Source organism: Variovorax sp. TBS-050B, assembly GCF_029893635.1.
GTDB lineage: Bacteria > Pseudomonadota > Gammaproteobacteria > Burkholderiales > Burkholderiaceae_C > Variovorax.
Map to the genome: position 1 here is coordinate 3,360,936 of NZ_JARXYR010000002.1, position 25,016 is coordinate 3,385,951.

Below are 25,016 nucleotides of genomic sequence, written 5' to 3' on the forward strand. Positions count from 1 at the left end.
GCGCGGCAAATCCTGATTAGGGTAATCCCTTGGTCGAACTGAAACCGGTTTCATATAAGCTGCAAGCATTGCTTTCGAGGCCCGCGCACAGCCACGCCGTGCCAGCCGCCGACATGAATTACCAATTCCAATTCGACGCCGTCTTCGCCGCCTGGCCGTTGCTGCTCAAGGGCACCTGGATCACGGTCCAGCTCTCGCTCTCGGCCACGCTGCTGGGCCTGGTGGTTGCCATCTTCTGCGCCTGGGGCAAGACCTCGGGGCCGGGCTGGCTGCGCTTCATCATCAATGCCTACATCGAGGTGATCCGCAACACGCCCTTCCTGGTGCAGCTGTTCTTCTTCTTTTTCGCGCTGCCGGCCATCGGCCTGCGCTGGTCGCCGCAGACGGCCGCGCTGGTGGCCATGGTGGTGAACCTCGGCGCCTACGCGACGGAGATCATCCGCGCGGGCATCGAGTCCATTCCCAAAGGGCAGATCGAGGCGGGCAGGGCGATCAACCTCAAGCCCTGGGAGATCTTCCGCTTCGTGATCATCAAGCCCGCGCTCAAGGCCATCTACCCGGCGCTCACGAGCCAGTTCATCCTGCTGATGCTGAGCTCGGCCGTGGTCTCGGTGATCTCGGCCGACGACCTGACCTCGGTGGCCGCGAACCTGCAGTCGCAGACCTTCCGCAGCTTCGAGATCTACATCGTCGTGGCCGCCATCTACCTCGCGCTCGCACTGGCGTTCTCGGCGCTGTTCAAGCTGATCTACAAGCGCACGCTCAACTACCCGGACCGCAGGTAATGGCCCACCCCCGAATCTCCGCGCACTTCGTGTCGCTCCGGACCCCCCCTCAAGGGGACAACACCAGCGGCCCGGCAAAGCCGGTTCCGCGGTGTTTCCCGCCTCTGCTGCGTCAGTCTCACGCGTTGCACGCGACGCAATGCACCGGGTATCACTGATATGCGTACCTTCGGCTTTCCCGAATTCCTTTTCATCCTCGAAGCGGCCAAGTGGACGCTGGCGCTGTCGGCCATTGCCTTCGTCGGCGGTGCCATCCTCGGGCTCGCGATCGCGCTGATGCGCACCTCCGAGTCGGGGTGGGCGCGCGGCATCTCGACGGTGTTCATCCAGATCTTCCAGGGCACGCCGCTGCTGCTGCAGTTGTTCCTGGTGTTCTTCGGCGCGCCGGTGCTCGGGCTCGACATCAACCCGTGGGTCGCCGCGGGCGTGGCGCTGGTGCTCAACAGCGGCGCCTTCCTCGGCGAGATCTGGCGCGGCTGCATCGAGGCCATTCCGCGCGGCCAGTGGGAGGCGGCCGAGGCGCTGAACCTGCGCTGGCGCGACCGCATGCGCGACGTGGTGCTGCCCCAGGCCTTCAAGATCGCGCTCGCGCCCACGGTGGGCTACCTGGTGCAGATCATCAAGGGCACCTCGCTCGCCGCCATCATCGGCTTCGTCGAGGTCACGCGCGCCGGCCAGATCGTCAACAACGCGACCTTCCAGCCGCTCATCGTGTTCTCGGTCGTCGCGGCGATCTACTTCGTGATCTGCTGGCCGCTGTCGCTGCTCGCCGGGCGCATGGAGCGCAAGCGCGCTCGTGCGTTAGCACGCTGAGCCCATCCATTTCCCGCCTTTCTTTTCTCTTCGTTCTTTTCAGGAGACACATTCATGACCCGTACCACCACCCGCCGCGCCGCGCTCGCAGCCCTCGGCCTCGGCGCCGCGCTGACCGTGTTCGCACCCTTCGCTTCGGCCCAGTCGGTTGCCGACATCAAGAAGAAGGGCGAGATCACGATCGGCATGCTGGTCGACTTCCCGCCCTACGGCACCACCAATGCGCAGAACCAGCCCGACGGCTACGACGCCGACGTGGCCAAGCTGCTCGCCAAGGACTGGGGCGTCAAGGCCAACATCGTGCCCGTGACCGGCCCGAACCGCATTCCCTTCCTGCTGACCAACAAGGTCGACCTGCTCGTGGCCTCGCTCGCGATCACGCCCGAGCGCGCGAAGCAGGTCACGTTCTCGCAGCCCTATGCGGCCGCGACCATCGTGCTCTACGGCGCGACCAAGACGCCGATCAAGTCGCCCGCCGACCTCAAGGGCCTGCGCGTCGGCGTCGCCCGTGCGTCCACGCAGGACGTGACGGTGACCCAGTCGGCACCCGAAGGCACCGAGATCCGCCGCTTCGACGACGACGCCTCGGCCATGCAGGCGCTGATCTCGGGCCAGGTCGATGCGATCGGCTGCTCGGTGACCGTGGCGGCGCAGATCGCCAAGCGCGTGCCCGCCAACACCTTCGAGAACAAGTTCACCCTGAAGCAGCAGAACATGGGCATCGCCATGCGCCCCGGCCAGGACGAACTGACCAAGGCCGTGAACGAGTTCGTGCAGAAGAACACCGCCAACGGCGAGCTCAACAAGCTCTACCAGAAGTGGCTACAGGCCGACCTGCCCAAGATGCAGTAAATGCGGGGTCAGAACGCAGAAGGAAGACAAAAGTTACGCAGAAGTCGCAGAAGGGAACATCCGTCTTTGTTTCTCCTTTTGCGACCTCTGCGAAACCTTCGCGACTTCTGCGTTCGGCCAAGCCCGATTTCATGAACCTTCAACAGCAAACACACCGATGACCGACCCCATCATCCGCATGGAAGCCGTCAACAAGTGGTACGGCGAATTCCAGGTGCTGACCGGCATCGACCTGAGCGTGCGCGCGGGCGAGCGCATCGTGATCTGCGGGCCTTCGGGTTCGGGCAAGTCGACGCTGATCCGCTGCATCAACCGCCTCGAGACGGTGCAGAAGGGCCGCATCGTGGTCGACGGCATCGAGCTGACCGCGGGCGGGAAGAACGTCGACGCGGTGCGCGCCGAGGTCGGCATGGTGTTCCAGCAGTTCAACCTGTTTCCGCACCTCACCATCCTCGAGAACTGCACGCTGGCGCCGATGCGCTCGCGCGGCATGAGCCGCGCCGAGGCCGAGGAGGTCGCGATGAAGTACCTCACGCGCGTGCGCATTCCCGAGCAGGCAAGCAAGTACCCCAGCCAGCTCTCGGGCGGCCAGCAGCAGCGCGTGGCGATCGCGCGGGCGCTGTGCATGGCGCCCAAGATCATGCTGTTCGACGAGCCCACCTCCGCGCTCGACCCCGAGATGGTCAAGGAAGTGCTCGACACCATGATCGGCCTCGCCGAGGACGGCATGACCATGCTCTGCGTGACGCACGAGATGGGCTTCGCGCGCAGCGTGGCCGACCGCGTGATCTTCATGGCCGACGGCCGCATCGTCGAGCAGGCGCCGCCCGAACAGTTCTTCGGCCATCCGCAGCACGAGAAGACGCGCCAGTTCCTCGGCCAGATCCTCAGTTCCCATCAAGCGCAGCACTGAATGCCGTTCGAGGTCCTGATTTCCCTCTCGTCCTTCGGGGCCGCCGAGGTGGGCCGGCACGGCCAGCTGTGGTGCTCGCAGCTGGCGCGCGCGGCGGGTGCCGATTCGGTCGAGGTGCGCGGCGAGATGCTGCGCGATGCCGAGGCCGAGCTGCCCGCGCTCGCGGGGCTCGCTTCGGTGTTCTCGAGTCCTGAAGGCCTCTGGGCCGATGACGGCGCACTCGACGCCGATGCGCTGCTGCGCGGCGTCGCATGCGCCACGCGCCTGGGCGCGAAGCGGCTCAAGATGGCGATCGGCGGCTTTGGCGCTGCGTCGCACGGCTCGCTGCGCGAGCTCGGCATGCTGCTCGCCGAAGCCGAGGTCGAACTGCTGATCGAGAACGACCAGACGCCGCGCGCCGGCACGCTGGCCGCGCTGCAGGCCTTCTTCGCGGCGGCCGACGGCGCCGGCCTCGATCTGGGCATGACCTTCGACATGGGCAACTGGCACTGGCTCGGCGAGTGCCCGCTGCAGGCGGCGCAGGCGCTCGGCCACCGCGTGCGCTACGTGCATTGCAAGGGCGCGCAGCGCCTCGCGCACAAGTGGGTGGCGGTGCCGATGGGCGAATCCGCCGCACCCTGGCGCGCGGTGCTGCGCGCGCTGCCGGCCGACGTGCCGCATGCCATCGAATACCCGCTCGTCGGCGATGACCTGGCGGCCGTCACGCGCACGCAGATCGACTTCATCCGCGCCGCACGGACCCTGGAGACTTCATGACAGAACCCACCGCCTTCGACGTCGCGCTGTTCGGCGAAGCCATGCTGCTGCTGGTCGCCGACCGGCCGGGGCCGATCGAGAATGCGCAGGCCTTCCACAAGCGCACCGCCGGCGCCGAGACCAACGTGGCCATCGGCCTTTCGCGACTCGGCCTCAAGGTGGGCTGGGCCAGCCGTCTCGGCACCGACTCGATGGGCCGCGCGCTGCTCGCGACCATGCAGGCCGAAGGCATCGACTGCTCGCACGTGATCTGCGATCCGACGCAGCGCACCGGCTTCCAGTTCAAGGGCCGCGTCACCGACGGCAGCGACCCGCCGGTCGAATACCACCGCAAGGGCTCGGCCGCGAGCCACATGGGCCCGGCCGACATCGACGAGCCCTGGCTGCGCTCGGCGCGCCACCTGCATGCCACGGGCGTGTTCGCCGCCATCTCCGAGACCAGCCTGCAGGCCGCGCTGAAGTCGATGGAGATCATGCGCGCCGCCGGCCGCACCATCTCGTTCGACACCAACCTGCGCCCCACGCTGTGGTCCTCGACCGAGACCATGCGCCACTGGATCAACGAACTCGCCGCGCGCGCCGACTGGGTGCTGCCCGGCATCGAGGAAGGGCTGCTGCTCACGGGCCACGGCGAGCCCGAGGGCGTGGCGCGCTTCTACCGCGAGCGCGGCGCGAAGCTGGTGGTCGTGAAGCTCGGCGCCGACGGCGCCTACTACGACAGCGACGTGGCCGGCACCGGCCGCGTCGAGGGCTTTCCGGTCAAGGAAGTGATCGATACCGTGGGCGCGGGCGACGGATTCGCGGCCGGCGTGGTGAGCGCGCTGCTCGAAGGCCGCAGCGTGCCCGAGGCGGTGCGCCGCGGCGCATGGATCGGCGCGCGCGCCGTGCAGGTGCTCGGCGATACCGAAGGGCTGCCCACGCGCGCCGAACTCGAGGAAGCGGGGCTTTGACGATGACCAGCGAAAAGAAGAACGTGCTGGTGTTCCGGGCGCTGCCCGAAGACCAGCTGGCGCGCCTCTCGGCCGCGCACCATGTGACCGTGGCCGATCCGCGCAAGGAGCCGGCAGCCTTCGCGACCGCGCTCGGCAGCGCGCATGGCCTGATCGGATCGAGCCACCCGGTCGATGCGGCGCTGCTCGATGCCGCGCCGCGGCTCCAGGTGATCTCGAGCGTCTCGGTCGGCGTGGACAACTATCCGCTCGCCGAACTGCACCGCCGCGGCATCGTGCTGTGCCACACGCCCGACGTGCTCACCGAGACCGTGGCCGACACCGTGTTCGCGATCCTCATGGCCACGCAGCGGCGCGTGGTCGAGCTGTCGAACCTGGTGCGCGAAGGCCGCTGGACGAAGAACATCGGCGAGGAATTCTTCGGCACCGACGTGCACGGCAAGACCCTCGGCATCCTCGGCTTCGGCCGCATCGGCCAGGCCGTGGCGCGGCGCGCCGCGCTCGGTTTCGGCATGCCGGTGCTCTATCACGCGCGCCGCCCGGTGGACCTGGCCGCGCAGGCGCCCGAGCTGCAGGGCCGCGCCACCCACGTGCCGCTCGACGAACTGCTCGCGCGCTCGGACATCGTGCTCGCGATGCTGCCGCTGACCGAGGCCACGCGCGGCATGATCGATGCCGGCTTCTTCGCGCGCATGAAGCCGCACGCGGCCTTCATCAACGGCGGCCGCGGCGCCACGGTCGACGAGGCCGCGCTGCTCCATGCGCTCGACCACGGCACGCTGCGCGCCGCCGGCCTCGACGTGTTCGCGAAGGAACCGCTCGCGGCCGATTCGCCGCTGCGCACCCATCCGCGCGTGACGCCGCTGCCGCACATCGGCTCGGCCACGCACGAGACGCGGCATGCGATGGCCGAGCTCGCGACGACCAACCTGCTGCAGGTGCTGGCCGGCGAGAAGCCGACGGCACCCTACGACACCGCGGCCGCATGAGCCCGACCCGGTCTTTCTCCCTCACCCTCCGGGGGAGGGCAGGGGTGGGGGCTCCGAGCTGCCGCACCCGCGCGGCCTCATCCGCCGCCGCGCGCCCCCATCCCTACCTTCCCCCAACGGGGGAAGAAGCAAGGCCATGAAGCCCACCGGCCGCGCGACCATCGCCGACGTGGCCAAGGCCGCGGGCGTCTCCAAGGCCACCGTCTCGCGCTTCCTCAATCACCGCGAGCGCCTGCTGAGCCACGACATCGCGGCGCGCGTCGAAGCGGCGATCGCGCAGCTCGCCTACACGCCGAGCCCGATGGCGCAGGCGCTGAGCCACGGCCGCTCGCGCCTGATCGGGCTGATCGTGGCCGACATCACCAATCCCTATTCGGTGGCGGTGCTGCGCGGTGCCGAGAAGGCCTGCCAGGACGCGGGCTACCTGGTGATGCTGTTCAACCTCGGCAACGAGAGCGAGCGCGAGCGCGAGGCCATCGATGCGCTGGCGGGCTACCAGGTCGACGGCTTCATCCTCAACACCCTGGGCCGCGGCAGCAACGTGGTCGATGCGGTCACGCTGCACGGCAAGCCCGCGGTGCTGGTCGACCGGCGGCATGCGGGCATGCACACCGACTTCGTCTCGCTCGACAACGAGGACGCGATGAAGAACACCTGCGCCCATCTGCTGGAGGGCGGCTACCGCGAACTGCTCTACGTGACCGAGCCGCAGAAGGGCGTGAGCTCGCGGCGCGAGCGCACGGCCGCCTTCGGCGCCTGCGTGGCGGCGCACGAGCCGCGCGTGGCGGGCGAGGTCTTCGAGAGTGTCGAAGGCGACAACGAGGCGCTCGACGAAGCCCTGCGCGCACTGCGCCGCCGCGCCAGGCGCGGGCGCCGCGCCGCGGTGGTCGCGGGCAATGCGGTGGTCACGCTGCGCGTGGCGCAGGCGATGGCGCGGCTGGGCTGGCAGTTCGGGCAGGAGCTCGGCTTCGTCGGCTTCGACGACACCGAGTGGGCGCCGCTGATCGGGCCCGGCCTCTCGACCATCGCCCAGCCCACCGACGCCATCGGCCGCACGGCCGCCACCTGTCTGATCGAACGGCTGCGCGGCTTCGAAGGGCCGGCGCGCCAACTGCTGCTGCCGGGCGAACTGCTCGTGCGCGGCTCCTCGGCCGCTGGCTGACAATCGGCACACGACGAACGCACACCGGAGACTCGCGCAATGAACGACGACAACAAGAGGTATTCAATCGGCATGGTCGGCATCGGCCTCATGGGCCACGGCATCGCCAGCAACCTGGTCAAGCATGGCCATGCGCTCACCGTGCTCGAGCACCCGGGCAACCAGCCGCTCGACGCGCTGCGGGCCGCGGGCGCGACGAGCGTGGCGAGCCTGGCCGATCTCGCGCGCGGCGCCGAGGTGCTGATCCTCTGCGTCACGGGCTCGCCGCAGGTCGAGGCCGTGGTGCTCGGCGAAGGGGGCCTGCTCTCGGGCATGAAGCCGGGCACGATCGTGATCGACTGCTCCACCGCGATCCCCGGCTCCACCGAGCGCGTGGCGCAGGCGGTCGAGCGCGCGGGCGGCCGCTTTCTCGATGCGCCGATGACGCGCACTCCCAGGGAGGCCGCCGAAGGCCGCCTCAACCTGCTCGTGGGCGGCGACGCCGCGCTGCTCGAGACCTGCCGGCCGATCCTTTCCTGCTTCGCCGAGAACATCGTGCACACCGGCGCGGTGGGCACGGGCCACGGCATGAAGCTGCTGCACAACTACGTCTCGCTCGGCACCGTGGCGCTGATCGCCGAGGCCGCCGCCTGCGCGCAGCGCGCGGGGGTGGAGCCCGCCGTGTTCGTTGACGTGCTCGCCAAGGGCGGCGGCGGCGGCGTGGCGCTCGAGCGCCTGCGCTCCTTCATCACGCAGCAGGATCCCAGCGGCCTGCGCTTCGCGATGAGCAATGCGCAGAAGGACCTCGGCTACTACGCTGAGATGGCCGGCGGCGCCGGCGCGGCGCACGCGATCGCGGATGCGGTGCTCGGCACCTATGCCGGCGCGGTGCAGCAGGGCGGGGCGCAGCGCTTCGTGCCCGAACTCGTGGCGCTGCTCGCGGAGCGCGGCGAGCAGGGTTGAGCGGCGGCCCGCTAGCGCGGGTCGATCGCCTTCGCCACCGAGCGCGCGAGGCCGAGCACATCGCCCGGCGCGCCGACACCCGGCGCCTCGTCGAGCGTGACCCGGCCCTCGTCGACGCGCGCGGTCGCGCCGCTCAATGCGCTGCGCAGCGGGTTGTCGTTCGAATCGATCTCCAGCAGCCCGTCGCCGCCCGCGGCCGCGAGCAGGTGCGCGGAGGCGAGCAGGCCGATGCCGCCGCCGAGGTAGTGCGGGCAGTAGCGCAGGCCGGCGGCGCGGGCGCGCTGCACCACGGGCCAGCAGCCCGAGATGCCGCCCCACTTGGCGGCATCGGGTTGCAGCACGGAGAACACGCGGGCCGCGATCGCGGCGTCGAAGGCCTCGATGCCCGCGACGTTCTCGCCGCCTGCGAGCGGCAGCGGCGCTTCGGCGCGCAGCTGCTGCCATTCGGACCAGGGGCGGTCGGCGCGCAGCGGCTCCTCGAGCCAGGCGAGGCCGAAGGGCGCGAGCCGCGGCATCGTCGCGAGCGCCTCCGCCAGGGTCCAGGCCTGGTTGGCATCGACCGCGAGCATGGCGGCCTCGCCCAGTGCGGCGCGCAGCGCCTGCAGGTTCGCCAGGTCGCGCTCGGCGCCGAAGCCCACCTTGAGCTTGAAGGCGCGGTGGCCTTCGGCGCGCATGCGCAGCGCGGTTTCTTCCGCGCCGTCGGGGTTGATGCCGCTCGCATAGAGGGGAATGCGCGCCTGCCGGCCGCCCAGATGGCGCCACAGCGGCTGGCCGGCGCGGCGTGCGGCCAGGTCCCAGAGCGCGAGGTCGATGCCCGCGATCGCCTGCGCCATGGGACCGGGCTCGCCGGATTGGATCGCGAGCACCGCGGTCCCGCGCGTGAGCGCCTCCCAGGCCTCGCGCGGGCCTTCGTCGAAGCGCCGGCCTTCGACGAGCGGCGCCATCACGCTGTGCACCAGCCTCGCGCGGTGCTCGGCGCCGCAGCCCGGGAAGTTGCACCAGACCTCGCCCCAGCCGGTCGCGCCGTCGTCGTCCGTCGCCTCGATGAAGACCGCGGGCCGGTCGCGCATGGTGCCGAAGGAGGTGCGCACCGGCACCTTCACCGGATAGCGGAACACATGCGCACGCAGCCGCGCGATGCGCAGCGGCGCGCGCGGCAGCGCGGGCAGGGAAGGGGCGGCGTCGGGGTTCATGGCAGCAGGTTCATTTCGACGTGGACCGCGTCGCCGCGGTAGGTGACTTCGCCGAGGTAGAGCACGCAGTCGTTCTCGTCGCGGAACACGCGGCGCACCTCGGCCACGGGCGAATTGACCGGCACGCCGAGCAGGCGCGAGACCTCCATGTCGGCGGCGCCGATGGTCAGCACCTGGTGGGCCTTGGCGATGCGCACGCTCTTCAGGCCGACGAGGATGGGGATCACCGGTTCGTCGCGGAAGCGCTTCGGCGTGCGGCGGAACACCGGCTCCGCGAGGTGGATGTTGATCACGCAGTAGGGCGCGCCTTCGCGCGAATGCACGCGGCGCATGAAGACGTAGCGCTCGGCGGCATGCCCCTCGCCGGGCCGCAGCGCGGGCGCGGCGGTCGATTCGTCGATGTTGACGAGCTGCGGCACGGTGTCGCGGTACATGCGCGACAGCGCTTCGAGCGAGGTCTCGACGCTGAGCCAGCGCTCGCTGGCCTGCCCGGTGACGAAGGTGCCGCGGCCCTGCTGCGGCGACAGCAGCCCGTCGCGCGCGAGCAGGTCGACCGCCTGGCGCACGGTGACGCGTGCGACGCCGAATTCCTGCCCCAGTTCGTCGAGCGACGGCAGGCGATGGCCCTGCGGCCAGATGCCGCGCGCGATGCGCTGTCGCATCAGGTCGGCGAGCTGCAGGTAGCGGGGAATGGGGCTGTCGCCGAATGGCGGGAAATCCGCACTTGCCATCGATGGTGTTCTAAAGGTATGGTCTATAGCACGTTTGAACCAATATAGCAGAAGGAAGCGGCGGGGCGCCACTTCTTTCATGCGCCAGAGCCCATACGCCGCACCCGGCAGGAGAGGAAAAACGCCCATGCCCCAAAGCACGGCCGCGCGCCCGACCGCATCGAGAATCGCACTGATCTTCGTCCCGTGGCTCCTGCTGCTGGCGCTCTGGTATGGGCTGCGCTACAGCGGCCTCGTCAATCCCGCGCTGGTGCCGGCGCCGCACGAGGTGGCCGAACGCTTCGTCTCGCTCATGGGCGACCGCCTGCCGATGGACATCTTCATGTCCACGCAGCGCGTGTTCATCGGCGTGGCGCTGGGCACGCTGGCGGCGGTGCCCGTGGGCTTCTGCCTGGGCTGGTACCGCGGCGTGCGCAGCTTCATCGATCCGGTGATCAACTTCTTCCGCGCGCTGCCGCCCATCGCGCTGATTCCGCTCGTCATCGTCTACTTCGGCATCGGCGAGGTGGCGAAGACGGTGATCCTGTTCTACGCCTCCTTCTTCGCGGGCGTGATCGTGATGTACGAGGGCATCGCGCAGATCAGCCCGATCTACGTGCGCGTGGCGCGCACGCTGGGCGCGAGCGACCTCGAGATCTTCGGCCGCGTGATCGTGCCGCTCACGGTGCCGCACATCCTGACGGCGGTGCGCGTGGCGCTCGGCGTGGCGTGGGCCACGCTGGTGGCATCGGAGCTGATCGCGGCACAGCAGGGGCTCGGCGCGCTGATCCAGAACGCGTCGGCCTTCTTCCAGCTCGACATCATCTACGTCGGCATCATCTCGATCGGCTTCATCGCGCTCGCGATGGACCTCCTGCTGCGCGCCGCGACGCGCCGGCTCGTGGCCTGGCAGGACCGACTCGCATGAACACCATCGCCACCGGCACGCCGCGCATCCGCTTCGAGAACGTGGCGGTCGAGTTCCCGACCGCGCAGGGCCCGATGCGGGTGCTCGACGGCGTGAGCCTCGACATCCACCAGGGCGAGTTCGTCTCGATCATTGGACCCTCGGGCTGCGGCAAGACCACGCTGATGAACATGCTCGCGGGCTTCGTGCAGCCCACCGCGGGCCGGGTGCTGCTCGACGGCCAGCCGGTCGCGGGGCCGGGGCCGGACCGCGGCGTGATCTTCCAGGAGTACGGCGTCTTCCCGTGGCTCACGGTGCGCCAGAACATCGCGTTCGGCCTGGGCCTGTCGGCAAATCGCACGCCGAAGTCCGAGCATGCCGGCATCGTGGAGCGCTACATGCGCCTGATGGGGCTCTCGGACTTCGCGAACCACCATCCCAAGCACCTCTCGGGCGGCATGCGCCAGCGGCTCGCGATCGCGCGCGCGTACGCCGTGCGGCCGCAGTTCCTGCTGATGGACGAGCCCTTCGGCGCGCTCGACGCGCAGACGCGCAGCGCCATGCAGGACCTGCTGCTCGAGGTGCTGCAGGCCGAGGGCAAGACGGTGATGCTGATCACCCACTCGGTGGACGAGGCGATCTATCTCTCGTCGCGCATCGTGGTGGTCACGGCGCGGCCCGCGCGCATCCGCACGGTGATCGACGTGCCCTTCGGCTATCCGCGCGGCGAGGCGGTGCACGAGGACCCGCGCTTCGCGCAGTTGCGCGCGCAGATCCGCGAACTCGTGATGCAGGAGTACGCGGCGCAGTCGAAGCAGCAGCTGCGCCTGTCCGACTGAAAGATTCTTGGTTGAGCCTGAAAGGAAGAGCGACATGTCCCTCCAACGCAGAAAACTCCTCGGCGGCGGCGCCGCTGCCATCGCCGCCACGGCGGCTTCGAGCCTCGCGCTGCCGGCCTGGGCGCAGTCGCGCACCAAGGTCAACGTGGGCTATCTGCACACGCCCGCGGTCGACGGCCAGATCTGGCTCGGCCAGGAGATGGGCAGCTTCGCCAAGCAGGGGCTCGACCTGCAGCTGCGCCAGTTCACCACCGGGCTGGAGATCTTCCAGGCCATGGTGGGCGGCAGCCTCGACGTGCTGGCCACCGGCGCGGTGCTGTCGAACTTTCCGGCACGCGGGCAGGGCAAGGTGTTCCTCATCAACAACATCGAGTACGCGACCGCGCAGCTGTGGGTGCGCGAGGACGCGGGCGTGAAGACGCTGGCGGACCTGAAGGGCAAGCAGATCTCCACCACCACCGGCACCACGGCGCACGTGTTCCTCGACCGCGCGCTGCGCTCGGCGCAGCTCGATCCGGCGAAGGACGTGCGGCTCGTCAACCAGCGCATGTCGGAGGCGGTCACCTCCTTCATCTCTGGCGCCGTGCCGGCGGTGGCGCTGTGGTCGCCGTTCGACACCACGGTGCGCGACAAGGCGCCGGGCGCGAAGAAGCTCATCGACGCCTCGGCCTTCTTTCCGCAGGCCGCGATCGTCGGCGGCTGGGCCGCGCGCAACGACTTCTACGAGAAGAACAAGCCGGTGCTGCAGAAGCTCATCGCCGGCTGGCTGCCGGCCAACGAGCGCATGATCAACGACCCCGAAGGCGCCGCCACGGCGCTGCAGAAGTCGCAGTACAAGGAAGTGCCGCTCGACCAGTTCAAGGAACAGTTCAAGGCGAGCAAGTACTACTCCTCGGCCGAGTGGCGCGCGAAGTATGCCGACGGCACGGTCACGAACTGGCTGCAGCAGGTGACGGACTTCTTCGTCAGCAACGCGAACATCCAGAACGCGCTGAGCGCGAAGCAGTACTTCGATCCCGCGCTGTTCACCGGCCTGGTGAAAGCCTGATGCAGACCGGGCCACGATGAGCGCACCCGCCGAAGGCTTCGACCACATCATCGTCGGCGCGGGCTCGGCCGGCTGCGTGCTCGCCAACCGGCTCAGCGCCGACAGTGGCCGGCGCGTGCTGCTGCTCGAGGCGGGCAAGGACAGCCGGCATTTCTGGCTGCGGCTGCCGGTGGGCTACTTCCGCTCGATCTACGACCCGCGCTTCTCGTGGCAGTTCGAGACCGAGCCGCAGACCGAGACCGGCAACCGCCGCATCGTGTGGCCGCGCGGCAAGGTGGTGGGCGGATCGAGCGCGATCAACGGCCTGATCTACATCCGCGGCCAGCGCGCGGATTTCGACGACTGGGCGGCGGCGGGCGCCACCGGCTGGAGCTACCGCGAGCTGCTGCCCTTCTTCAAGAAGTCGGAGCGCTACGACGGCGGCGAGACGGCCTACCACGGCGGCGCGGGCGAGCTGCGCGTGTCCGACCTGCGCAACGACCATCCCTACTGCGCGGCCTGGCTGCAGGCAGGCAGCGAGGCGGGCTTCGCGCGCAGCGACGATTTCAACGGTGCGCAGGACGAGGGCCTCGGCACCTACCAGCTCACGCTCGGCGGCCGCTGGCGCTGCGATGCCGCGACCGCCTTCCTCGCGCCGGTGCGGCATCGGCCCAACCTGCAGGTGCGCTGCGGCGTGCGGGTGACGCGCGTGCTGATCGAGAACGGTCGCGCGGTGGGCGTGGCATGGCTCGACGAGCGCGGGCAGCCGTGCAGCGCGCGCGCGGACGGCGAGGTGCTCCTGGCCGCCGGCGCACTGCAGACGCCGCAGTTGCTGCAGCTGTCCGGCGTCGGCTCCGCCGATGCGTTGCGTGCGATGGGCATTGCGGTGCATGCCGATGCGCCCGAGGTCGGCGCCAACCTGCAGGACCATTACCAGGCCCGCGTCATCGTCAAACTGCGCGAGCGCATGTCGCTCAACGACCAGGTGCGAAGCCCCTTCGGGCTCGCGAAGATGGGCGCGCAGTGGCTGTTCTCGCAGAGCGGCCCGCTGACCGTGGGCGCGGGGCAGGTGGGCGGCATGGTGCGCACGCCGGTGGCGAAGGACGCGCGCGCCGACGTGCTGTTCAACGTGATGCCGCTGTCGGTCGACAAGCCCGGCGATCCGCTGCACGGCTTCTCGGGCTTCTCGGCCTCGGCGGCGCAATGCCGCCCTGCCTCGCGCGGGCCGGGTGGCGCTGCGCAGCGGCGACCCGCTCGCGCCGCCGCGCATCACCACCAACTACCTCGTCGAGCCGCACGACCTGAAGGTGCTCGTGGAGGGGCTCAAGATGCTGCGCGACATCTACGCGCAGCCCTCGTTCCGCGGCCTCGTGAGCGGCATCGAGTACATGCCCGGCAATGCGGTGCAGGACGAGGCGGGGCTCGCGGCCTTCGCACGCACGCGCGGCGGCACGGTGTTCCATCCGGTGGGCACCTGCCGCATGGGCGGCGACGAGCGCTCGGTGGTCGATGCGCAACTGCGCGTGCGCGGCATCGACGGCCTGCGCGTGATCGACGCGTCGGTGATGCCGACCATGACCTCGGCCAACACGAACGCGGCCGCGATCATGATCGGCGAGAAGGGCGCCGACCTCGTGCTGCGCGCATCGTTGAATTCCTAAGTTCGCACGCTTCGTTGCAACTCGCAACGCTTCGTCGGATGCGCGCATCGGCGGCGCGGAAATCCGCGCGTCTTCGTTGACCTGTCACCGCGAATTCCTAGTCTTGGACCGCCCCGACGGAGGGGCCACACAGTTCCAACAAGGAGTCCGTTCCCATGCGCAAATTCATTTCGTGGCGTGCCTGCGTCGCGCTGTCGCTGCTCGCGTGCCTGGCCGCCTGCGGCGGCGGCAACGGCGGCGGCGGCAGTGCGGCCGGCCTCGCCGGCGCAGCCTCCGCCAAAGCCGAGGCCCGGACGCTCGCGCCGACCACCACGTCCGCCGAGCCCGAGCCCACCGTGAGCTACGCCCCCTGAACCTCTTCCAGCCATCCCCACGACAACCATGACCTCACGCCGCAATTTCCTCCAGAGCGCTGCCGGCACCGGCATCGCCGCCGCCACGCTGGCCGCCTTTCCGCCGAGCATCCGCCGCGCCCTCGCGATTCCCGCGCACCGCGAGACCGGCACCATCAAGGACGTCAAGCACGTGGTGCTGCTGATGCAGGAGAACCGCTCCTTCGACAGCTACTTCGGCACCTTCAAGGGCGTGCGCGGTTTCGGCGACCGCTTCGCCGTGCCGTCGCCCAACGGCAAGACCATCTTCCACCAGACCTACACCAAGGTCACGCCGCCGGCGACCTACGTGCCCTACCACCTCGACGAGAGCAAGGGCAACGCACAGCGCGCCGGCAGCACGCCGCACAGCTGGTCGGACTCGCAGGCCGCCTGGGACCACGGGCGCATGTACAAGTGGCCCGACGCGAAGAACCTGCTGTCGCTGGGCTACTACGAAGCCGCCGAGGTTTCGTTCCAGCGCGCGCTGGCCGATGCGTTCACGCTGTGCGACCACTACCACTGCGGCATGCACACCGGCACCATCGCCAACCGGCTCTTCTACTGGAGCGGCACCAACGGGCCGAACGGCATCAGCCCGGTCGACGGCAGCCGCGTGGCGGTGGCGGCGCTCAACAACCAGTTCAATGCCGGCAACGACATCGGCGCCTCCACCGAAGGCTGGACCTGGACCACCTACGCCGACCGCCTGGAAAAGGCGGGCGTGAAGTGGAAGGTCTACCAGAGCCTGGTCGACAACTTCGGCTGCAACGAGATGATGAGCTTCCGCCACTGGCGTGCCGCCGTCGAGCAGATGCCGCCTGCGCGCCGCCCGGTCTACGTGCCCGCGACCGACATCACGCAGCCCGTCACGGCCGCGGGCCCGTTCTACGATCCGGCGATCGACGATGCGCTGAGCCCGCTCGCCAAGGGCTTCGGCAACACGATGCCGCATGGCTTCCTCGAGACCTTCCGCGAGGACATCCGCAACGGCACGCTACCGGCGGTGTCGTGGATCATCTCGCCCTCGGTCTACAGCGAGCATCCGGGGCCGTCGAGTCCGGTCAAGGGCGGCTGGTACGTGCAGGAGGTGCTGGACGCGCTGACCGCCAACCCCGAGGTCTGGAGCAAGACCGTGCTGCTCATCAACTACGACGAGAACGACGGCTTCTTCGACCACCTGCCGTCGCCCGCGGCACCCTCGCGCGAAGCGGACGGCACGCTCGCGGGCGGCACCACCATGGCCAGCGCCGACGTGGCCGTCGAGTACCACGACTTCACGCCCGCCACCGAGAAGCAGCCCGCCAGGGACGGCCGGCCCTACGGCCCCGGCCCGCGCGTGCCGCTCTGGGTGGTCTCGCCCTGGAGCCGCGGCGGCTGGGTCAACTCGCAGGTCTGCGACCACACCTCGACGCTGATGTTCCTCGAGAAGTGCTTCGGCGTGATGGAACCGCAGATCAGCGCCTACCGCCGCGCCGTGTGCGGCGACCTGACGAGCGCCTTCAACTTCGACCGCCCCAACGACGAGCCGCTGCCCGTGCTGGCCGGCCGCCGCACCAAGGCCGAGGTCGATGCGATCACGGCCGAGCAGCAGGCGCTGCCGAAGATCGTGCCCGCGGCCGATGCCGCGCTGCCGCAGCAGGCGACCGGCGTGCGTCCCTCGCGCGCCTTGCCCTACGAGCTGCACACCAGCGCGCGCAGCGACATCGCGAACGGCCGCATCCAGCTGCTGTTCGCCAACAGCGGACGCGCCGCGGCGGTGTTCCACGTCTACGACAAGCTGCATCTCGCGGACCGGCTGCCGCGCCGCTACATGGTCGAATCGGGCAAGCGCCTCGAAGGCGCGTGGAATGCGATGACCGACGATGCCGGCCTCTACGATCTCTGGGTGCTCGGCCCCAACGGCTACCACCGGCAGTTCAAGGGCAACCTCAACCCGCTGCGCGCCAACGGCGCACCGGCGCCCGAGATCCGCGTCGGCTACGACGCGCGCCGCGGCGATCTCTATCTGCAGCTGCGCAACGAAGGGCGGCGCGATGCCGTCTTCACCGTGCGGTCGAACAAGGCCTATCCGCGTCCGAAGGTGCTCGGCGGCGGGCGCTGGGTGCATGGCGACCGCGACCGCGACGAAGGCCCGGGCAAGGGCCGCGGCTTCGGGCACGGCCACGGCGGCGGCCGCCCCGACGACGACTGGACGGTGCGCGTCGAAGGCGGCGGCGAGACCACGATGCGCTTCAGCCTCGACGACGCCGGCCAGTGGTACGACCTGGCCGTCACCTGCGATGCCGACGCCGCCTTCTACCGGCGCCTTGCCGGCCGGCTCGAGACCGGCCGCCACACGGTGAGCGATCCGGCGATGGGCATGGCCGACAGGTTCTGAGCGGCTGAGCGGCTACGGGGCGGCGGCCGCCGCCCCTGTCGTCATTCGACTTCGGCGATCAGTTCGATCTCGACGCAGGCGCCCATCGGCACCTGCGCCACGCCGAAGGCGCTGCGCGCATGCGCGCCCTTCTCGGGGCCGAAGACCTCGGCGAAGAATTCGCTCGCGCCGTTGGTCACGAGGTGCTGCTCGGTGAAGCTGCCGACCGAGTTGACCAGGCTCATCACCTTGACGATGCGCTTGACCTTGTTCAGGTCGCCCACGGCCGCATGCAGCGTGCCGAGCAGGTCGATGGCGATGGCGCGTGCGGCCTGCTTGCCTTCCTCGGTGCCGATGCCGGCGCCGAGCTGCCCGGCCCAGACCTTGCCGTCCTTCTTCGCGATGTGGCCCGACAGGAACACGAGGTTGCCGGTGCGCACGAAGGGCACGTAGGCGGCGGCGGGCGCGGCCACCGGGGGCAGGGTGATGCCGAGGCTGGAAAGCTTGTCGTAAACGCTCATGATGGATCCTTGTGCGGGGGTTGCGGAAGAGTGGTCTGCGATTGTGACTGCGCCGCCTGGGCCTGCAGCTCCTCGACCGGCCGCACCGTCACGCCCACGTCGAGCGTGTGGCGCGCGCCGCCGTGCAGCACGCCGCGCATCGGCGAGACGTCGGAATAGTCGCGGCCGATGGCCAGCGCCACGTAGTCCTCGCCCGGCTGGCGGCCGTTGGTCGGGTCGAAGCCGGCCCAGCCGCCGGCGCTGCCGGGCCCGTCGCCTTCGCCCGGCAGGTACACCGAGACCCAGGCGTGCGAGGCGTCGGCGCCCACCAGCCGCGGTCGGCCGGGCGGCGGCTGCGTCAGCAGGTAGCCGCTCACGTAGCGCGCGGGCAGGCCCATGGTGCGGAAGCAGGCGATCATGATGTGCGCGAAGTCCTGGCACACGCCCTTGCGCTGCGCGAGGGCCTCGACGGCGGGCGTGCTGATCTCGGTGCTGTCGGCGTCGTAGGCGAAGTCGCGGTACATGCGCTCGGTCAGGTCCATCGCCACGTCGAAGGTGGGCCGCCCCGGCGCGAAGCTCGCGCGCGCGTAGGCCGCGAAGTCGTCGTGGCGCGGCACGTAGGGCGACGGGAAGACGAACTCCGAGGCTGCATCGAACACGGCGCCCTTGCGGTAGCGGAAGCGCTCGCGCACGGCCTCCCAGGGCAGGTCGCGCGCCACGCCCGGTGCGAGCTGCGGCACCGAGGTCTCGACCACGCTCTCGGCCGTGACCACGAGGCTGTCGTGCGTGGCCTCGAGCGCGAAGAAGGCGCGCGTGTTGCCGTAGACGTCGGGCACCTCGTTGCGCTGCGCGGGCGCCGGCTCGATCAGGAGCCGGTGGCTCAGCAGCCGTTGCGAATCGGTGACCAGCGGCTTCAGATGGGCCAGGTGCTGCGCGGTCTCGACCGGCGGCGAATAGGCGTAGCGGGTTTCGTGGGTGACGTGAAGGCGCATGGATCGTCAGGCGCCCACCGAGCGCAGCGACTCGGAGGTGAGCGTGAAGTAGCGTGTGCCGATGGCATCGGACACGTGGTAGGCCGCGGTTTCGCAACCGGCGAGCAGCTGCGCCAGCGCGGGATGCGTGGCGGGGTCGTCGCCCGTGGCGCAGAGATGCTCCAGCGTCCAGGTGGCGGGGTCGGGCAGCTCGTACGACAGCGCGGTGAGCTTGCCCGGCGCGCTGCCCGCGAGCCGCGCGATGCGCCCGCGCAGCGTCTGCGTGACCCAGGCCAGCGAGCGCGGATTCTCGGTGTCGAGCACCAGCAGGTCGACCAGCGTGGCGACGTCGCGCCGCTGCTGGTAGCGCGCATGGAAGGTGATGGTGCTGTCGAACAGCGCCACCATCGCCTCGAAGCCGCTCACCTCGTGCACCGCGCCGCCGTCGAAGCCGGCCGCGAGCGCGCTCGAGAGAAAGCCCAGGCGCTCGATGTGGCGGCCGATCGACAGCAGGCGCCAGGCGTCGTCGCGCGTCATGCGGTCGGTCTGGGCGCCGGTCATGGCGGCGAGCGCGGTGCTGGCCGATTCGAGCGCGCGCAGCGCCGCGGCGGTCGCGAAGCTGCCTTCGCCGGCCTGCTCGGCGGCACGGCGCAGGAATTCGGCCTCGGTGCGCACGATCTGGTTCCAGGTGTCCTGCGAGAGCCGCTCGCGCACCGCGGCCGCCGCCTGCCGGATGCAGCGCAGGCTGAAGCCCACGCTGCCGCCGCGCGCCACGTCGCCGAGCTCGGCCACGAGCGCGCGCTCGAACACCCGCCGCGACTGCGGCGCGCTCGGCACGCCGGCGGGCACCAGCGCATTGCGCAGCGCCATGCGGTGCAGCCAGTCGAGCAACGGGCGCGAGGACTGGTCCTCGCTGCCCAGCAGGTTGAGCGTGAGCCGCGCGAGCCGCACCGCGTTCTCGGCACGCTCGGTGTAGCGGCCGAGCCAGAACATGTTCTCGGCCGCGCGGCTGGTCACGGGCGCGCGATGGCGCGCGAGCGAGGCCGGCGTGGCATGCGGCTGCAGCAGCGTGGTGCGGTCGACCTCGCCGTGCGTCTGCACCCACACGTCGGCGCTGCTGCCGCCGCGCTGCATCGAGGCGATCTGCGCATTGCGGCCCGCGAGCCGCGCGAGTCCGCCGGGCAGCACGCGCCACGAGCGCGCACCGTCGCTCACCGCGAACACGCGCAAGAGCATCGCACGCGGCGAGATGTGGCCCGGGCCCATGTCGCTGGCCCAGGTCGGCATCTGCGACAGCGGCAGGTAGCTCTGCACCGTGTGGGCGTCGCCGTCGCGCACGATGCGCCCGGCCCATTCGTCGAGCTCGCGCCGGCCGAGCCTGCTGCCGAGCACCGCGTCGAAGCTGGTCTGGCCGTCGATGCCGGGGTAGGTGGGCTTGATGGCGCATTCGCCGAGCTGCGGCAGCACCGCTTCGAGCGCCGCGCGTTCGCCGCACCACCAGGTGGGCAGCGCCGGCAGCTTGAGCTTCTCGCCGATCAGCCGGCGCGCGAGGCCGGGCAGGAAGCCCAGCAGCGCGGGCGATTCGAGGAAGGCCGAGCCCGGCATGTTGGCCACCAGCACGTTGCCCGCGCGGATCGCCTGCAGCAGCCCGGGCACGCCGAGCGTGGAGTCGGGGCGCAGCTCGAGCGGGTCGAGGAACTGGTCGTCGAGCCGCTTGATGAGCCCGTGCACCGGCCGCAGCCCCTGCAGCGTCTTGAGGTAGAGCCGCTGGTCGCGCACCGTGAGGTCGTTGCCCTCGACCAGCGTGAGGCCGAGGTAGCGCGCGAGGTACGCATGCTCGAAGTAGGTCTCGTTGTAGGGGCCGGGCGTCAGCAGCGCGATGTGCGGCGGCGCGCCCGACGGGCACATGCGCTGCAGGCCGTCCATCATCGCGCTGTAGGTGGCGGCCAGGCGCTGCACGTGCAGCGCCTCGAAGGCCTGCGGAAACTGCCGCGTGATCGCCAGCCGGTTCTCGAGCAGGTAGCCCAGGCCCGAAGGCGCCTGCGTGCGCTGCGACACCACCCACCAGTTGCCGTCGGGGCCGCGCGCGAGGTCGAAGGCCGCGATGTGCAGCCAGGTGTCGCCGGGCGGCCGCACGCCGTGCAGCGCGCGCAGGTAGCCCGGATGGCCGCGCACCAGCGCGTCGGGCAGCAGGCCTTCGGCGAGCATCTGCTGCGGGCCGTAGACGTCGGCCATCACCCGGTCGAGCACGCGCACGCGCTGCAGCACGCCGGCCTCGATCTGGCTCCAGCTCTCGGGCGAGACGATCAGCGGGAACAGGTCGAGCGACCACGGGCGCTGCGGGCCGTCGGCGTCGGCATAGACGTTGTAGGTGACGCCGTTGTCGCGGATCTGCCGCTCCAGGCTCACCGCGCGCCGCGGAAGGTCGGCGAAGCCGCCGGGGCCGAGCTGGTCGAAGAAGGCGTTCCAGGCCGGGGTGAGCGGCGGCTTGTCGGCCGAGGCCTGCGCCGCCTGCCCGCGCAGCTCGTCGAAATGGCCGGGCCGCACCGCGGGCGCGAGCGCCGACGCCAGCGCGGCCGGCGATTCCGGCGTCTGGGCGTCGAACAGGGATTCGTTCAGGGGTTCCACAGGGGGTGGATTGTCACACCGTCGTCATGCGGGCTGGGGATCGAACAGCCGAACGCAGAAGAAAGACAAAAGTGACGCAGAGGTCGCAGAAAGAACCAAAAGGAATATTTTTTGGTTTTCCTCTGCGACTTCTGCGGAACCTTCGCGACTTCTGCGTTCGGTCCCCGTTCCCGCTTTCAGCGCCGCAGATCCAGCGTGAAAGGAAACTCGCGGCTGCCGACGATCTCGATCGTGGCCGGCGGCGTGCGCATCGGCCCCGGCGTGTGGCCCATGCGCGTGAAGCGCGACAGGCGGCGGCTCTCGGCCTCGTAGGCATTGACCGGGAAGGTGTCGTAGTTGCGGCCGCCCGGGTGGGCCACGAAGTACTGGCAGCCGCCGAGCGAGCGCTGCATCCAGGTGTCGACGATGTCGAAGGTCAGCGGCGCATGGGCGCCGATGGTCGGGTGCAGCGACGAGGGCGGGTTCCAGGCCTTGTAGCGCACGCCCGCGACGAACTCGCCGGCGGTGCCCGTGGGCTGCAGCGGCAGCACCTTGCCGTTGACGGTCACGGCATGGCGGCTCTCGTTGAGGCCGGTCACGCGCACCTCGATGCGCTCGAGCGACGAGTCCACGTAGCGCACCGTGCCGCCGGCCGAGCCTTCCTCGCCCATCACGTGCCAGGGTTCGAGGGCGTTGCGCAGCGACAGCTCCACGCCCATGGCCTGCACCTGGCCCACGAGCGGGAAGCGGAACTCCAGGTGCGGCGCGAACCACTCGGCCTCGAAGGCGAAGCCGGCCTGCCGCATCTCGGCGATGACGTCCTCGAAGTCCATCTTCACGAAGGTCGGCAGCAGGAAGCGGTCGTGCAGCTCGGTGCCCCAGCGCGTGACGGGCGCCTGGTAGGGCTCGTTCCAGAAGCGCGCCACGAGCGCGCGGATCAGCAGCTGCTGCACGATGCTCATGCGGGCGTGCGGCGGCATCTCGAAGGCGCGCAGCTCGAGCAGGCCGAGGCGGCCGGTGCTCGAATCGGGCGAGTAGAGCTTGTCGATGCAGAACTCGCTGCGGTGCGTGTTGCCGGTGACGTCGATCAGGATGTTGCGCAGCGTGCGGTCGACCAGCCAGGCCGGCATGTGCTGGCCATGGATCTCTCGGTTGCGCGCGATCTGCCGCAGCGCGATCTCGAGCTCGTAGACCTGGTCGTTGCGCGCCTCGTCCACGCGCGGCGCCTGGCTCGTCGGGCCGATGAACATGCCGGAGAACAGGTAGCTCAGCGACGGATGGTTGTGCCAGTAGAGCAGCAGGCTCGCGAGCAGTTCGGGCCGGCGCAGGAACGGGCTGTCCGCGGGCGTGGCGCCGCCCAACACGAAGTGGTTGCCGCCGCCGGTGCCGGTGTGGCGCCCGTCGGTCATGAACTTCTCGGCCGACAGCCGCGTCTCGAAGGCCGCGTTGTAGAGGAACTCGGTGTGCGCGACCAGTTCCTTCCAGTTGTGCGCGGGATGGATGTTGACCTCGATCACGCCGGGGTCGGGCGTGACCTGCAGCATCTTCAGGCGCGGATCGCGCGGCGGCGGATAGCCTTCCATCACGATGCGCACGCCGAGCTCGCGCGCGGTCGCCTCCACGGCCGCGACGAGGTCGAGGTAGTCCTCCAGGCGCGCGAGCGGCGGCATGAAGACGTAGAGCACGCCCGAGGCGCTGCCCTTCTTCTCGGCCGCGGGGCCGTTGGCGCGGCGCGGGTCGCGCACCTCCACGCAGAGCGCGGTGCGCGTGACCCAGTGCGCCGACTCGCCGCGCCGCGGCTGGCGCGTGGTCTGCTGGGCGGCGAAATGGCTGGCGGCATCGCCGGCCGCCGCGGGATCGCCGGGCGACTGCATGCGCAGCGCGGCGGGCACCGCCTCGGGCGCGCCGAAGTCGTAGGGCACCTCGCCGAGGTCGCGGGCGGACGCGGCGGCATGGCGCGCGCGATAGTCGGCCGAGCTCGGCAGCGCGGCGCGCGGCGCGGTCGGGTCGCGTTCGACGAGGTACGGGTAGTCGCCCTTGCTGGCCCAGGGCTGCGAATCGAGCGGCAGGCGGTAGCCCATCGGCGAATCGCCGGGGATCAGGTAGAGGCGGTCGTCGCGCAGGAACCAGGGGCCGGTCTTCCAGCCCGGGCCTTCGAGCGCGGGCGCATCGCGCTCGGCGTTGCCGGGCTCGAGCGGCAGCATGTAGCCGATCACCGCGTCGAGCTTCTGCGTGAACACGCGGCGCAGCCGCACGCGCTCGAGTTCGTCGTCGAGCTTGGAGTCGAAGGGATCGACGTTCACCGGCAGGCGGCGCTCGCGCCAGAGGTAGTAGTAGACGTCCTCGTAGCCGGGCAGCATGAAGCGCTCGGTGATGCCGAGCTTGCGCGCCAGCAGCGCGGTGAAGCGGCGCGCGTCCTCGCTGGTGTAGTGGGTGGGCACGCGTTCGTCGGCGAAGAGCGAGGGGTCGTCCCACAGCGCCTGGCCGTCGGCGCGCCAGAAGATCGACAGCGCCCAGCGCGGCAGCTGCTCGCCCGGATACCACTTGCCCTGCCCGAAGTGCAGGAAGCCACCCTGGCCGTACTCGGCGCGCAGCTTGTGCACCAGCTCGGTCGCGTAGCCGCGCTTGGTGGGGCCGAGCGCGTCGGTGTTCCATTCGGGCGCATCGCGGTCGCTCACCGCCACGTAGGTCGGCTCGCCGCCCATGGTGAGCCGCACGTCGCCGGCCGCAAGCCGCGCATCGACGGCCTCGCCGAGCGCCAGCACCTCGGCCCACTGGTCCTCGGTGTAGGGCTTGGTGACGCGCGGCGATTCGTGCACGCGCGTGACCTTCATCTCATGGCCGAACTCGACCTCCGATTCGTCCACGCCGCCTTCGATCGGCGCGGCGCTCGAGGGCGTGGGCGTGCAGGCGAGCGGAATGTGGCCTTCGCCGGCCAGCAGGCCCGAGGTGGCGTCGAGGCCGATCCAGCCCGCGCCGGGCAGGAACACCTCGCACCAGGCATGCAGGTCGGTGAAGTCGACCGTGGTGCCGCTCGGGCCGTCGAGCGCCTTCACGTCGGGCGTGAGCTGGATCAGGTAGCCCGAGACGAAGCGCGCCGCCAGGCCGCAGTGGCGCAGCAGCTGCACCAGCAGCCAGCCCGAGTCGCGGCACGAGCCGCTGCCGTTGGCGAGCGTTTCTTCCGGCGTCTGCACGCCGGGCTCCATGCGGATCAGGTAGTTGACGTCCTGCTGGACCTGCTGGTTGAGCCGGACCAGGAAGTCGATGGTGCGCTGCGCTTTGCGGTCCACCTTGGCGAGGTAGGCCGCAAGCAGCGGCGTGGGTTCCTCGGTCACGAGGTAGGGGGCGAGCTCCTCGGCCTGCGAGGGCGTGTAGGCGAACGGAAAGTTCTCGGCATGCGGCTCGAGAAAGAAGTCGAAGGGGTTGTAGACCGCCATCTCGACCACGAGATCGACCGTGACCTTGAACTCGCGCGTCTTCTCCGGAAACACGAGCCGCGCCTGGTAGTTGGCGAACGGGTCCTGCATCCAGTTGATGAAGTGGTTCTCGGGCTCGACGCGCAGCGAATACGAGATGACGTTGCTGCGGCAGTGCGGCGCGGGGCGCAGGCGCACGACCTGCGGACCCAGTTGCACCGGGCGGTCGTACCTGTAGTGCGTGACGTGGTGGAGCGCGGCGTGGATGGACATGGTTCTCCCGGCTGGTCTTC

20 protein-coding genes and 1 pseudogene are annotated in these 25,016 nt (G+C 70.2%); 15 read left to right on the plus strand and 6 right to left on the minus strand.

Annotated elements, in window-relative coordinates:
* The first annotated feature begins 113 nt into the window (after positions 1–113).
* The 9 genes from M2165_RS18655 (at position 114) to M2165_RS18695 (ending at position 8,162) form a co-directional block, all read left to right on the plus strand.
* Positions 114–785, plus strand: coding sequence for an amino acid ABC transporter permease (locus M2165_RS18655; RefSeq protein ID WP_280816074.1), 672 nt, complete (start codon positions 114–116; stop codon positions 783–785).
* A 159-nt stretch (positions 786–944) separates the two neighbouring features.
* Entirely contained in the window at positions 945–1,598 is a 654-nt protein-coding gene (locus M2165_RS18660) for an amino acid ABC transporter permease (protein WP_280816075.1), read from the plus strand.
* Between the two features lie 54 nt (positions 1,599–1,652).
* Complete coding sequence (locus tag M2165_RS18665) at positions 1,653–2,450, plus strand: transporter substrate-binding domain-containing protein (protein ID WP_280816076.1); 798 nt, start codon at positions 1,653–1,655, stop codon at positions 2,448–2,450.
* Positions 2,451–2,607: 157 nt separating this feature from the next.
* Positions 2,608–3,363: an amino acid ABC transporter ATP-binding protein gene (locus M2165_RS18670; RefSeq protein ID WP_280816077.1), complete on the plus strand. Its 756-nt coding sequence runs from the start codon at positions 2,608–2,610 to the stop codon at positions 3,361–3,363.
* Positions 3,364–4,119, plus strand: coding sequence for a TIM barrel protein (locus M2165_RS18675; protein ID WP_280816078.1), 756 nt, complete (start codon positions 3,364–3,366; stop codon positions 4,117–4,119).
* Positions 4,116–5,069 (plus strand): sugar kinase, encoded by a 954-nt coding sequence (locus M2165_RS18680; protein WP_280816079.1) that lies wholly within the window; start codon positions 4,116–4,118, stop codon positions 5,067–5,069. Before M2165_RS18675 ends, M2165_RS18680 begins: the two co-directional genes overlap by 4 nt.
* A gap of 2 nt (positions 5,070–5,071) precedes the next feature.
* Complete coding sequence (locus M2165_RS18685; RefSeq protein WP_280816080.1) at positions 5,072–6,058, plus strand: D-glycerate dehydrogenase; 987 nt, start codon at positions 5,072–5,074, stop codon at positions 6,056–6,058.
* Positions 6,059–6,194: 136 nt separating this feature from the next.
* Positions 6,195–7,220, plus strand: a complete 1,026-nt coding sequence (locus M2165_RS18690; RefSeq protein ID WP_280816081.1) for a LacI family DNA-binding transcriptional regulator — start codon at positions 6,195–6,197, stop codon at positions 7,218–7,220.
* Positions 7,221–7,259: 39 nt separating this feature from the next.
* Positions 7,260–8,162, plus strand: a complete 903-nt coding sequence (locus tag M2165_RS18695; RefSeq protein ID WP_280816082.1) for an NAD(P)-dependent oxidoreductase — start codon at positions 7,260–7,262, stop codon at positions 8,160–8,162.
* Positions 8,163–8,173: 11 nt separating this feature from the next.
* Here M2165_RS18695 and M2165_RS18700 read toward each other — a convergent pair whose 3' ends face one another.
* Together M2165_RS18700 and M2165_RS18705 are read right to left on the minus strand one after the other, a co-directional pair.
* Complete coding sequence (locus M2165_RS18700; RefSeq protein ID WP_280816083.1) at positions 8,174–9,355, minus strand: mandelate racemase/muconate lactonizing enzyme family protein; 1,182 nt, start codon at positions 9,353–9,355, stop codon at positions 8,174–8,176.
* The gene (locus M2165_RS18705) at positions 9,352–10,086 is read right to left on the minus strand and encodes a GntR family transcriptional regulator (RefSeq protein ID WP_280816084.1); all 735 of its coding nucleotides are present in this window, start codon (positions 10,084–10,086) and stop codon (positions 9,352–9,354) included. Before M2165_RS18705 ends, M2165_RS18700 begins: the two co-directional genes overlap by 4 nt.
* A gap of 127 nt (positions 10,087–10,213) precedes the next feature.
* Here M2165_RS18705 and M2165_RS18710 point away from each other — a divergent pair, with 127 nt between their 5' ends.
* The 6 genes and pseudogenes from M2165_RS18710 to M2165_RS18735 all read left to right on the plus strand — a co-directional run bounded on the left by M2165_RS18710 (position 10,214) and on the right by M2165_RS18735 (position 17,250).
* Entirely contained in the window at positions 10,214–10,993 is a 780-nt protein-coding gene (locus M2165_RS18710; protein ID WP_280816085.1) for an ABC transporter permease, read from the plus strand.
* Complete coding sequence (locus M2165_RS18715; RefSeq protein ID WP_280816086.1) at positions 10,990–11,811, plus strand: ABC transporter ATP-binding protein; 822 nt, start codon at positions 10,990–10,992, stop codon at positions 11,809–11,811. The genes M2165_RS18710 and M2165_RS18715 overlap by 4 nt, the downstream gene beginning before the upstream one ends.
* Before the next feature lie 34 nt (positions 11,812–11,845).
* Positions 11,846–12,859, plus strand: a complete 1,014-nt coding sequence (locus M2165_RS18720; protein ID WP_280816087.1) for an ABC transporter substrate-binding protein — start codon at positions 11,846–11,848, stop codon at positions 12,857–12,859.
* A gap of 16 nt (positions 12,860–12,875) precedes the next feature.
* Positions 12,876–14,499: pseudogene (locus M2165_RS18725) on the plus strand (GMC family oxidoreductase N-terminal domain-containing protein).
* 155 nt (positions 14,500–14,654) lie between these two features.
* Positions 14,655–14,852 carry a hypothetical protein gene (locus M2165_RS18730; protein ID WP_280816088.1) on the plus strand — a complete coding sequence of 66 codons (198 nt, stop codon included), beginning with the start codon at positions 14,655–14,657 and terminating at the stop codon, positions 14,850–14,852.
* Between the two features lie 28 nt (positions 14,853–14,880).
* Entirely contained in the window at positions 14,881–17,250 is a 2,370-nt protein-coding gene (locus M2165_RS18735) for a phospholipase C, phosphocholine-specific (RefSeq protein ID WP_280816089.1), read from the plus strand.
* A gap of 41 nt (positions 17,251–17,291) precedes the next feature.
* Here the strand turns inward: M2165_RS18735 and M2165_RS18740 are convergent, their stop codons facing one another.
* The 4 genes from M2165_RS18740 to M2165_RS18755 all read right to left on the minus strand — a co-directional run bounded on the left by M2165_RS18740 (position 17,292) and on the right by M2165_RS18755 (position 24,996).
* Positions 17,292–17,750: a RidA family protein gene (locus tag M2165_RS18740; protein ID WP_280816090.1), complete on the minus strand. Its 459-nt coding sequence runs from the start codon at positions 17,748–17,750 to the stop codon at positions 17,292–17,294.
* Complete coding sequence (locus M2165_RS18745; protein ID WP_280816091.1) at positions 17,747–18,721, minus strand: transglutaminase family protein; 975 nt, start codon at positions 18,719–18,721, stop codon at positions 17,747–17,749. The genes M2165_RS18740 and M2165_RS18745 overlap by 4 nt, the downstream gene beginning before the upstream one ends.
* A gap of 6 nt (positions 18,722–18,727) precedes the next feature.
* Positions 18,728–21,328, minus strand: a complete 2,601-nt coding sequence (locus tag M2165_RS18750; RefSeq protein WP_280816092.1) for a circularly permuted type 2 ATP-grasp protein — start codon at positions 21,326–21,328, stop codon at positions 18,728–18,730.
* Between the two features lie 176 nt (positions 21,329–21,504).
* Positions 21,505–24,996: a transglutaminase family protein gene (locus tag M2165_RS18755; RefSeq protein WP_280816093.1), complete on the minus strand. Its 3,492-nt coding sequence runs from the start codon at positions 24,994–24,996 to the stop codon at positions 21,505–21,507.
* Positions 24,997–25,016: the final 20 nt, after the last annotated feature.